This window comes from Hanstruepera sp. CR43, from assembly GCF_055227665.1.
This window is the reverse complement of the sequence record NZ_CP200078.1, coordinates 2170642-2183316: the sequence shown is the minus strand read 5'-3', so window position 1 is coordinate 2183316 and position 12675 is coordinate 2170642. Positions and strand designations below refer to the sequence as shown.

The window sequence follows — 12675 nt, the reverse complement described above, 5'->3', positions numbered from 1 at the left end:
CTTTTGCAATTCATAATCTTAAATTTAAGAAAAAAATATGACAGGAGTTCTTTTCACTTTAAAAATTGAAGTCATCAATAAAGTTTTTAATTAATATGGGAGTTGCAAAATCATTGATTTTATTAATTGGAATGGCGTTTTCAGATAAACTTGTCACTTTTACAATCCAAAACTTGGCATACAAATGTTGATGAGAGAGCTTATGCACAATCGGGTTCTCGTTAAACAATGCTATACTTTTATGATTAACATTAAGCTGTTTCTTGAATTCTTTGGGTTGTAGCTCCTTGTCAGATTCAACTAATGGAAACTGATATAGATTTTGCCATATGCCCTTACCAACTCTTTTTTCCAGAACAGTTGTATGGGAATCCGATATATAGACAATATAATTAAGGTGTCTTTTTATTGGCTTGGCTGATTTGATTTTTTGAGGCAAGTCTTTTATTTTTCCTGTATGGAATGCGTGACATTCTAGCTGCAACGGGCATATGGAACAATCAGGGCTATTGGGCTTGCATTGTATGGCGCCAAATTCCATAATAGCCTGGTTGAACTCAGCTGGATTTTTTTTGTCAATGATTTGTTGTGCCAGTTCTTTGAACTCTTTTTTTCCTGATGTACTATTAATAGGAGTTTGGATGCCGTAAAATCTAGATAGTACTCTAAAAACATTACCGTCCACAACAGCTGTTACCTCGCTATAGCATATTGATGCAATGGCACTTGCAGTATAGTCTCCAACGCCTTTTAATTTTATAAGACCATTATAATCTTTAGGAAACTCGCCATTCAGCTCATGGGCAATATACTTGGCAGTAGCGTGAAGATTTCTCGCTCGCGAATAATAACCTAAACCTTGCCACAATTTTAAAACAGACTCTTCAGAAGCTTTAGCCAAATGAAATACCGTTGGATAGTGCTTTATAAATGCTTCATAATATGGTAATCCTTGCTTAACTTGTGTTTGTTGCAAGATTATTTCCGATAACCAAATGAAATATGGGTTTTTAGTGTTACGCCAAGGCAATTCGCGCTTATTATCTGAATACCAAGATGTTAAAATTTTTGTAATATGCATTTATAGTATATACTAAATGCAAAAATAATCGTTTATATTCTTAAATTTTAATGAATTAGGTTTGAAATATTGAATATTAAATTCCTATATTTGCAACCCTTTAAAAGATTAATAGTAACACAAAAAATATTTAAAATGACGAAGGCTGATTTAGTAGCAAAAATTTCAGAAAAATTAGGAATTGAAAAAGGAGATGTACAGGCAACTGTTGAAACATTTATGGATGAAGTAAAAACTTCTTTAGAAAGCGGTGATAACGTTTATTTAAGAGGATTTGGAAGCTTTATCATTAAAACTAGAGCTGAAAAAACTGGTAGAAACATTTCAAAAAATACTACCATCAAGATTCCAGCTCACAATATTCCAGCATTTAAACCTGCAAAAGTTTTTGTTGAAGGTGTAAAAACTAATGTAGACGTTAAATAAAAACATTTATTAATTAACCTTAAAAGAAGACATTTATGCCAAGTGGTAAAAAGAGAAAAAGACACAAGGTAGCGACGCATAAGCGTAAAAAGAGAAGACGCGCTAATCGTCACAAAAAGAAAAAATAAACTGAAAAAGTAGTTGGCAAACTACTTTTTTGGTTTTAAAATCAAAACGTTCTTTGATAGTGAGTTTCTGTTTCGTATTACCTTGCGAAATGAGTGACTCTATGGATTAAAATCCTGTGAAGAATTAGTATTAATCCATCTGTCGCGCTTTGTCGTGATGGATAAAAATTAACTAAATGGATAAAGAATTGATTATTCGATCTGATTCTGATAACGTTGATTTTGCCTTATTAAAAGATGGAAGACTAATTGAATTACAAAAAGATGAAGGAGGAAACAATTTTTCTGTTGGTGATGTGTTTATAGCCAAAATAAGAAAAGCTGTTCCGGGCTTAAATGCTGCTTTTGTAAATGTAGGCTATGAAAAAGATGCCTTTTTACATTATCACGATCTAGGGCCTAAACTTCCTTCCCTTTTAAAATTCACAAAACGTGTAAGCACAGGTAGACTAAAAGATTATTCTTTAAAGAATTTCCCATTTGAAAAAGATATTGATAAAGACGGTAAGATAAATGATGTCTTAAAGTCCAATCAATCTATCTTGGTACAAATAGTAAAAGAGCCAATATCTACTAAAGGACCTAGAATTAGTTCCGAGCTTTCAATAGCTGGCCGATATATTGTTTTAGTGCCTTTTTCCGATAGAATTTCTATTTCACAGAAGATAGAAGATAAAGAGGAAAAAGATCGCTTAAAACGCCTTGTAAGGAGTATTACACCGCAAGGCTTTGGTGTTATTGTTCGTACCGTTGCAGAAGGCAAGAAAGTTGCAGAATTGGATAGAGATTTACAAAACTTGTTAGGTCGTTGGACCGCAATGTGTAAAAAACTAGACAGAGCACATCATCCCAGCAAAGTTTTAGGAGAATTGAATAAAGCCTCGTCAATATTACGAGATATATTCAATGATTCCTTCACTAATATTCATGTGGATGACGAAGCACTTTACATTCAAATTAAAGATTATGTGCAAGAAATTGCACCAAAAAAAGAATCTATAGTTAAGTTATATCAATCTAATGTTCCCATTTTTGAAAAATTTGGTGTTGAAAGACAGATTAAAACGTCATTCGGCAAAACCGTTTCAATGGCAAAAGGAGCTTATTTGGTTATCGAACACACGGAAGCACTTCATGTTGTAGATGTTAACAGTGGTAACCGTTCCAATAAAGCCAAAACTCAAAGAGGACACAGCATTGGAAGTCAATATGATAGCCGCCGCTGAAATCGCCAGGCAATTGCGCTTGAGGGATATGGGAGGCATCATTGTTATAGACTTTATTGATATGACCAGAGCTGAAAACAGAAAAACGCTTTATAATTTTCTTCGTGATGAAATGAAGGATGATAGAGCCAAACACAAAATACTACCACCAAGTAAATTTGGTTTAGTACAGATTACAAGAACAGCGTGTTCGACAAGAAATGAACATTAAAACGCGTGAGGAAAACCCTAATGACCTTAATGGTACAGAGGTAGAGGCACCAATAGGAATTGTGCCCAAAATAACTCATGATCTTGAACAATTAATTAAAAAAGACTATAAAAAGCTGACTTTAAACACACATCCTTTTATAGCAGCCTTTTTAACTAAAGGCTTTCCATCAATTCGTTCAAAATGGTTTTTTGAACATAAAAAATGGGTGAAAATTTTACCTAGAGATGCTTACACATATTTAGAATACCACTTTTTTGACAAAGATGGTAATCAGATTAAATAATAAAAAAGCCTTACGATATCGTAAGGCTTTTTTTATGTATTATTTTTAGCTTAAAAAGCTCTTTATTCTTGATTAGGACCACCGCTTACAATAATAAACTCTGAGCGTCTGTTCATTTGGTGCTCTTCTTCAGTGCATTTTGAACCGCAATTTACTTTTAGTTCGGTCTCTCCTTTACCAACACCAGAGATTCTACTAGCATCAATTCCTTTTGATATGACATATTGAACCGTAGATTTTGCTCTTCTATCAGATAGTTCCTCATTATACTTATTACTACCTCTCGAATCGGTATGCGATTCAGCTAAAATTATCATATCTGGGTACTTGTTCATGACAGCCACCAATTTATCCAATTCAAAAGCACCTTGTGAAGTAATATTGGATTTATCAAAATCAAACAGAATTGGATTTAACACCACACGATCTTCTACAATTATCTTATCAATTGGTTTTAATTCCAATTGCAAATTGACTTCTTCATCCTTGCTACCAGCAAAACTCAAGGTATTTCCTTCATAATCTGGTAATGTTCCTGAAATTTCCAATGCCTTATCGCAGGTAACTTGGTATGAAACCTGGCCCTTATCATTTGAAGTTTGGGATGATAAAATACGATCATTAGAATCTTTTATCACAACGCTTACATTAGACAATGGGTCTCCCGATTCGCTATCCATAACAGTCGTTATGACCATAACATCACATGGTTCTAATCTTTTGACACCATAAATATCATCGTTCCCTTTTCCTCCTGGTCTGTTAGAAGACACATAGCCTTCACCTGATTCTTCGTCTATAGTAAATGCAAAATCATCAGAATTACTATTAATAGGTGTCCCTGCATTTTCAACTTTACCAGATTCAGACACAAAAAAAACATCCAGTCCACCAAGACCTAAATGTCCATCTGAAGAAAAATACAACGTGCCATTACTCGTTTCAAATGGAAATCTGTCATTCCCTTCTGTATTAATAGTATTTCCTAAATTTTCTGGCTCTCCAACTGTTCCATCACTGTTAACAGAAACCTTGTATAAATCAAACAAACCATGTCCTCCTGGCATATCAGAATGGAAATATAGTGTTTTGCCATCGGCACTCATAGCAGGAGCACTTACATTATAATTGTGATTATTAATACTATTCAAAGGCTCAACATTACCCCACTTATCACCATCATTTGTCGCTTTGTAAAGGTAAAATACACTCAATTTATTTTTGTTGGTCTGATCCTTTTCATAATCACCTTCAAAAAAACTTTCACGAGAAAAGTACATCGTGTTTCCATCTGGACTAAAAGTCACGGTACCTTCATGGTGTCTGGTGTTAATGGCACCATTTACCAATTCCCCTTCTTGATCTGACTCGTCCAACGTTAAAGACACACTGTAAACATCTAAAAAAGGTTCTTCATTCCAACCATAGTTTCGTCTGGCTTTATTTCTAGCTGATGTAAAGTACACCATATCGTTAGCGACAGTCCCTCCAAAATCAGATTCTTCTGAATTAAAAGGCAACGCTTTAATATCATATTTTTTCTCTCCTTCTAAAATTCCTGTTACGAAATCAGGATTAGATTTGAATGCTATAGCCCTATCATCTTTTGGGTTAGCATCGGCAAACTTTTGCATCCATTTACTAGATTCATCATACTTTCCGTTTGCCTTAAGCATTTGGGAGTATTTATAAATGGTTTCAGAATCTTTAGAAGTTTCTAGTGTTTTTGCATACCATCTTTCAGCTTCGGTGGTATTAAAAATATTATAGTTCGCTTCAGCCAATTGAGCATACACATATTCATCAGCTTTCCCATCTTCAACCAATTTCATATAGCTTTCTATAGCTTGAATAAATTCAAATCTAGAAAAATGCTTATCCGCTGTTTGCGTGTGCTTGTTTTGAGCAGTTATACTTAAGCTACCCAATAATACTAATGTTATAAATATTTTAAAGTTTTTCATAATGTTTAAGCTTAAGTGGTTAGAAATAACGAGGTGAACGAGATACCTTTTTCGTAAAACTGAAATCAAAGTTTATAAATATCTCATGTGATGAACTAGTCGCTATATTTAAATCTGACCTAATACTGTCATAAGCATATCCTATTCTTAAATTAGGAGCAACCATAAAGTTAATCATACCGCTGAATGAATCTTCCAATCGATATCCAACACCCACTTCAACTAAATTGTACATAAATAAATTTGCATTCAGATCAAAACTGATTGGCGCATCAAAAGCAACTTTTAACAAACCATGAGGTTTTAAAGCAAAGTTATCAGAGAAATTAAACACATATCCAGCAGCAGCGAATAAATGTTGTGTTTCAGAACCAACTTTCGTTCCATTAGTTGCATCTAAATGAACCGAATTGAGCATGTTGGGCATAGACACTGATATGTAATACTTATCTGGACTATAGAAATACACACCGGCTCCTACATTTGGTGTCACACTGTCAACATTTTCCTGAAGGAAGGGGTCATTAGGGTCAATAACTGCTAATCCCGTTAATCCAATGTTGTGAAAAGTAGCTCCAGCCTTAACACCAAAAGCTAGTTTATTTTCATTCCCCATCGGTATTGTATATGAAAAGTCGGCGTAAGCATTATTCTCACGAACTGGACCAATCTCGTCATTAATAAACGAAAAACCAAGTCCAACTCTTCTACCTACTGGTGCATGAATGGCTAGTGTCCCTGTATTAGGGGCTCCTTCTAATCCAACCCATTGACTTCTATAGAGTGCTCCAACGGCAATACCATCAAACGAACCGGCATAAGCTGGATTCACAACATTCATGTTATACATATACTGAGTGTACTGTGGGTCTTGTTGCGCCTGCAAAAAAGAAACAGACATTACAAATACTAAAATTATATATAGTTTTTTCATCATTTAATCTTGGTTGTGTTGTTTTACTTGTTAATATATACCCATGAAGTTCGTTCTTTACCTCCTTGGTATTTCATCACATAGAAATAGGTCCCAACTGGCAACTTATCACCATTATCAGCAACACCATTAAATTCATTGGTATAACCATTGGTTTTACTGTAAACTTTCACTCCGTTTCTATTAAATACTTCTAAACTACTTACACTATAACCACTTAAATCAAATGAATCATTAAACCCATCATCATTAGGTGTTATTACTTGAGGTATGATACACTGTAATGTTATAAAAGTTTCTGTTGAACTTGTTGGACACGGCCCAGCAGTTGTATACTCAATTGTATACTCTGTATCACCTGAAGCTCCTTCTACCTGTCCGGTATTAGGATTAATTGTAGCACCATCGTCTGGCATTGGATTAAAAGCAAATGTTCCACCAGTGTTACCAATTATTTCTACTTCAGCACCGCCACAAACTGCAGTGGCAATGAATGAGGCATCTTCAGCTGATAATGGAGTTACTGTTTCAAAACTACTGGAAGGACATTGTCCTGACGTTGTATACTCAATAGTATATGTAACACCTATCGTTCCGCCAGTAACAGTTCCTGTAGTTGAGTCAACAACAGTGCCGTCAGATGGATCAGGATTTAATGCAAATGTTCCGCCAGGAAGACCAGTTATTGTTGCTATCCCACCATCACATGTAGCTGCCATAGTAAATGACGCATCGTCTTCTGGCAGTACTGTAAATGTTTGAGAGCTAGTTGCAGGACAATCTCCAGCAGTAGTATATTCTACTGTATAGGAAGTTCCTGGAATTCCATTTGTAACCTCTCCGGTCATATCATCAATTGCAGCTCCATCAGTTGGTACCGGATTGAATGCAAACGAACCCCCAATATCACCAGTTACAGTAGCAATCCCTCCATCACATGTTGCAGACATTGTAAATGAAGCATCTTCTCCAGGCAACAAGGTTGCATTAATAATATTTGAAGCACATCCGCCAGGAATTACATACTCAACAGAATAAGTAGCTCCAGGTGTTCCGCCAGTAATCTCACCAGTCATTTCATCAATAACTGCACTATCACCAGGTTCTGGATTAAATACAAATGTTCCACCTGAAGTTCCTGTTACTATTACAGTACCTCCTTCACAATCTGGATCGAATGAAAGTACTGGCTGAACAGCTGTTAAGCTAATATCATCAATTGCTAAATCATTTCCGCATCCACCAACACCTTGATTTAATAAGACCAATTGTATCTGGGAATTATTCAAAGTATTGAAATTTAATTGATATTCCTGCCAGTTAGGATCTGATTCATTTTGAATATCTCCTGTATTAACTTCAGTTATCAAGTTCCCTGATTCATCCTCAATTCTAAATGTTACATTGGAAGGAACTCCTGTTCCAGGACAAATACCTGTATCTATATCATATACAGTGGTAATCCAAGCACTGAAATTATACTCAGTATTTGAGCTAACAAAAATAGATCTTCTGTAAAATTCTCCAGCGGTATTGGATGCGTTAACAACAAACATCAAACCGTCAGTGTCGCCGGCAGTATGGTCTTCCATATCATGCCATCCAGTATTCAGGTCAGAAGCATTACTGTTTAAAGTATACTCCCCATCATTCACTTGAGTAAATTCATTGAATGTGTAATTTGTATATGGTGTCGGTTCCCTATCAGGACTTGTACCGAAATCTTCCATAAAACCTCCGCCTAATGTTAATGTAGTAAACATCAAAGTCGAAGAATTAGGACAATCACCATTAGTAGTATATTCAACAGTATAATCTGTATCTGGCATTCCTCCAGTAACAACCCCTGTATTCGGATCTATTACAGCGCCATCGCCTGGTTCTGGGTTAAAGGCAAATGTTCCTCCTGAAACACCTGTTACAACTGCCGAACCACCATCACAGGCAGGAGACATTGTAAATGAGGCATCATCAAGAGATAAAACCGTAACATCTTGCGTGCTTGACGCAGGACATGTTCCTGAAGTCATAACAACATATTGAACAGTATATGTTTCACCCGGTAAACCATTTGTTACTTCACCAGTAGCAGGATCTATTAAAGCGCCATCACCAGGGTCAGGGTTAAACTGGAAAGTTCCTCCTGCCGTACCCGTAATAGTGGCAATACCACCATCACAGGTCGCATCCATTGTAAATGAAGGATCGTCATTACCATCAGTAATAACTTCAACAGTAACATCATCCGTTAACGTAGCGGTTCCTCCAGTACACAATTCATAAGTCACTGTGGCTGTATAGGTAGTTGTGACTGTTGGAGATACTGATATAGTTTCGGAATTCCCTAAAGATGTTGTCCCATCAAACCATTCAAACGTATAATTTGGTGTTCCTTCTGATGGTGCGAAACGATAAGATTCATCAGTAGCGGTCCATACACCAGTATTTCTTCCTGCAGGTGTAAATGCCACTGTACCCGGTATATTTTGAACCCCAATAACAGCTCTACCACCATTCCAGCCACTACAAGTAGGCTTATCAAACACATTTACATCAATATTATTTGAAGACTCATATAAAATGATTTGACTGCTGGACTGTAGTTCGTTACAACTAAAGTGACACACATCTGTATAATTAACAACAAACATTCTGTAAGGTGCTGTTCCTATGACCAAATAATTGATATCTCCGCAAACACTTGGGTCAATATCATGGCCAACTCCAAAAATATTACCTTCTGCTAAAGTTGGATTCGTGTTATTAGGCAGTAAATCACCTGCCGCCATAGCCCAACCATTTCCGGTATCGGCATTTTCCAATTCAAAAGAAAGCACACCATTAGATCCAATTAATAATTGGTTATAAGTATCTCCAAAGAAACAAAACTCAAATCCGATATCAATTATACCTGACCAGCGATCATCAATATCAAGGCTAGTTGGTGTTCCTCCAACAGTGGTTGGTAAAGGACAGGAATCCAATGCATTAATGGTATAGGTATTAGTATCTTGTCCAAACAAATGATAACTGGCTGTTAAATCTGTTGACTCTTCACAACCAATAGTAACATCCTCACCAGCATATATAATTGAACATGGGTTTGGTGGTGGTGGACAAATAAACGTAATTGGGCTACTTATCACCTCACACGTATCATCATCCGATTTTAAAGTTGTTATGGTAACTACTGTATTTGCTGCATAAGGCCCCATAGTAACGACCCCTGTTGCATCAGCAGTTTGAACTGCACTACCTTGGTCATCTGACACCAGAATAGATGCTGAACCACTTAAATCGGTAATATTAACTTCAATAACAAAGTCAGGGTTATCAGGATCTGTTTCACAGTCGCCAACAGCATTAAACGTAACCACTTGAGGTATACACACTGTTTTAAAAGTAGATTCGACACAACCTGTATCCGCAGGACCATTATCGTTATAAGGTATAACGGTCACATAATAATCAGTCGCATTTATCAAAATACCAGGATCATAAGTCAAGACATTGCCTACATCAACATTATCAGCAATATCTGTTCCTCCTGGTGTCGTTCCAATTGAAATAGTATACCCAGTAACAAATATTGAAGCTGCAGTCCAAGTGATATCAGTATCTATTGGGACATCAATAGCTAAATCAGCAGGTGTCACAACAGTTGCATCACAATTAGGTAATGCGGTAGCATCAAAACATGTTACATCAAAATCCCATTGTGCATTGTTAGATCCAGCACAACTAATAATTCCATCAGAATCTACTCCAATGGTTATTGAATCTCCAGAAGAAATAAAAATCAATCCCGTTAAATCACCTCCATTATCACCATCAAAAATAACCGTTCCATCTGAATCCGTTACTATTAAACTGTCCCAACCTGCTTCAATCCAACCTGCATTGAAAAACACTACCAATTGTGAACCATCGCTACTAGCAAAATTGAATTCCATGGTATCATTACCAGCATAACAATAAGTGGTATTGATTACTTCATTGATAGAACAATCAACTATTTGATTAGGATCATCTCTAATGGTAAAACTTTCTTCTGTACATCCTACAGCACTACCATTATCATTATAAGGAATAATAGTAACATAATAGGTGGTTGAGAATTCTAATGTTCCTGGTTCATAAATCAATACGTTGCCTACATCAACACCATCCAAAATATCGGTTCCCCCAGGGGTTGTACCCATATTGATAACATATCCCGTTACCACAACAGAAGCGGCACTCCAAGTTAAATCTTCATTTTCATTGACATCAATTGTACCATCGGCCACTGCTCCGTTTAAAGAAGCATTACAGTTTGGAACCGCAGTAGCATCAAAACATGACACCGTAAAATCCCATTGCGCATTACCCGTGCTACCACAACTTACCGAACCATCCGAATCGACAGCAATAGCTATAGAACTTCCTGAAGACAAAAAGGATAGCCCTGTTAAATCACCACCATTGTCGCCATTGAAAAGTTCAGTACCATCTGAATCCGTTACAATTAAATTATCCCAACCTGCTTCAATCCAGCCTGAATTGAATACAACAGATAATTGTGATCCATCATTACTAGCATAATTAAAGACCATATTATCATTTTGACCATAGCAATAGGTTGTGTTGATAACCTCTCCATTGGTACAATCCAAAATTTGATTCGGATCGTCCCTTGTGGTAAAACTTTGCTCATTACAATTAATGGCAGGGCCATTATCATTGTAAGGAACTATAGTTACATAATATGTGGTTTCATAATCCAAAGTTCCTAGATCGTAAGTTGTTGCAGGACCATTGTCAAAATTGTCCAAAACATCCGTTCCACCTGGGGTAGTACCAATGGAAATGGTATATCCCGTTACAATAATAGAAGCTGCACTCCATGTGATATCCGTATTTTCATTGACATCAACAGCACCATTAGCTGGTGTTGTCAATACTGAATTACAGTTTGGAACTGCAGTGGTATCAATACACGACACATCAAAATTCAACGGCACATAACCGTTAGCTTGACAGCTAACTGAAAAATCACTATCAATCTCAATAAAAATAAAACCGGTGGTTGAGTTAACAGAAACACCTGTCATATTACCACCGTTGTTATCATCATATAGAACTGTTCCTGTATTGTCTGTACCATCATAAATGGTAATTTGGTCACAGCATTCTTCCATTTGTCCCGCATTGAAAAACACATTCATTGGGCCACCATCAGAACTCTGGAAGTTCCAAGTTTGTGTTTCATTATTACCATAACAGTAAACCGTGTTAATTGGGGTTCCAGCTGCACAATCAACCGGTGCATTTGGATCAGCACCTGTTGTGAATGAAAATTCTGTACAACCTTGAGCAGGACCATTGGCATTATATGGAGACACAGTTACATAATAAGTAGTTGCATATTCCAATGGCGCTCCAAAGGTATAGGAAGTTGACAATCCGACATCTTCATTATCAACAATGTCTGTTCCGCCCGGTGTTGTTCCAACAGAAAGCACATATCCTGTAGGTATTCCCGTTGCTGCACTCCACTCTAAATTGGTATTAATTCCAACGCCATTAGCTCCATTAGCAGGTGTTATCAAATTAACACAGGATGGCGGGTCAACAACTACTTGAGTTGCTGTTACATTATCAATATAAATATAAAAGGTTCCTGCCGTCCAATTCCCTTCAATACGTAATTTAAAATCCGAGCCTACAGGTAAATTAGCTGCAGGAACTGTAGTTGTTACGTTTGCACACTCATTGGAAGTGACATGATTACTATCATTAATGGTTTCGACCGTATTCCAAACACCGCCATTATTGGTAGAATACTGAACCAACATCTCTCCCCAACCAGGAGGCGTGGCATCCACAGCTTGTGACCAATCGACTATTTTATAGTCAAAAGTGATGGTTAAATCCGTGCCATTTGAAGACCCAACTATATTGGGTGACGTTAAATGAGCAGTCGTGTTACTGTCAAAAAGGTTTACTCGCTGAGAGAATCCTTGACAGACTTCTATAACTGTCCCAAAATAATCTCCGGCGTCAGAGGTCCAACCAGTTGGTAGTGTCAATCCGCCATCAAAATTTTCAGTTAATCCTATTTGAGAAAATCCAGACAGAGAAATTAACAAAAAAAGGAAAGAAAATGTAATTTTTTTCATTGCTAATAATCAAAAGTTAGTTAAATATTTAATTGAAAATCAGTTTTATAATGAGCATTATCAAAACAAAGTGAATCAAAAATGCCCCTGGCAACCTTAAATTTCAAAAAAATGAATCCCTAAAATTATGAAAATTTCTGTAAGGAATAATTAAACTTTCGGTTAATAGACTAACGGTAATTTTCCTCGTTAAAATGAATTGCGTGAAAATAAAAAAGGTCTGATTTCAATCAGACCTTTTTTTTAACAATTATCTTT

5 protein-coding genes and 1 pseudogene are annotated in these 12675 nt (G+C 36.4%); 2 read left to right on the top strand and 4 right to left on the bottom strand.

Annotation, left to right across the window (positions count from 1 at the left end; all coding sequences use genetic code 11):
• Positions 1–58: 58 nt before the first annotated feature.
• Positions 59–1081, bottom strand: a complete 1023-nt coding sequence (gene mutY, locus ACKXGU_RS09890) for an A/G-specific adenine glycosylase (protein ID WP_463465160.1) — start codon at positions 1079–1081, stop codon at positions 59–61.
• A 135-nt stretch (positions 1082–1216) separates the two neighbouring features.
• Between mutY and ACKXGU_RS09885 the strand changes: the two genes are divergently transcribed.
• Complete coding sequence (locus ACKXGU_RS09885) at positions 1217–1507, top strand: HU family DNA-binding protein (protein WP_044626974.1); 291 nt, start codon at positions 1217–1219, stop codon at positions 1505–1507.
• Between the two features lie 304 nt (positions 1508–1811).
• Positions 1812–3358 (top strand): annotated as a pseudogene (locus tag ACKXGU_RS09880) (Rne/Rng family ribonuclease).
• Between the two features lie 62 nt (positions 3359–3420).
• Here the strand turns inward: ACKXGU_RS09880 and ACKXGU_RS09875 are convergent.
• The 3 genes from ACKXGU_RS09875 to ACKXGU_RS09865 are packed head-to-tail and all read right to left on the bottom strand — an operon-like array spanning position 3421 to position 12417.
• Entirely contained in the window at positions 3421–5322 is a 1902-nt protein-coding gene (locus tag ACKXGU_RS09875; RefSeq protein ID WP_463465159.1) for an OmpA family protein, read from the bottom strand.
• Positions 5323–5341: 19 nt separating this feature from the next.
• A complete protein-coding gene (locus ACKXGU_RS09870) occupies positions 5342–6259 on the bottom strand; it encodes a PorP/SprF family type IX secretion system membrane protein (protein WP_463465158.1) in 918 nt (305 codons plus the stop codon).
• 20 nt (positions 6260–6279) lie between these two features.
• The gene (locus ACKXGU_RS09865) at positions 6280–12417 is read right to left on the bottom strand and encodes a gliding motility-associated C-terminal domain-containing protein (protein ID WP_463465157.1); all 6138 of its coding nucleotides are present in this window, start codon (positions 12415–12417) and stop codon (positions 6280–6282) included.
• Between the last annotated feature and the right edge of the window lie 258 nt (positions 12418–12675).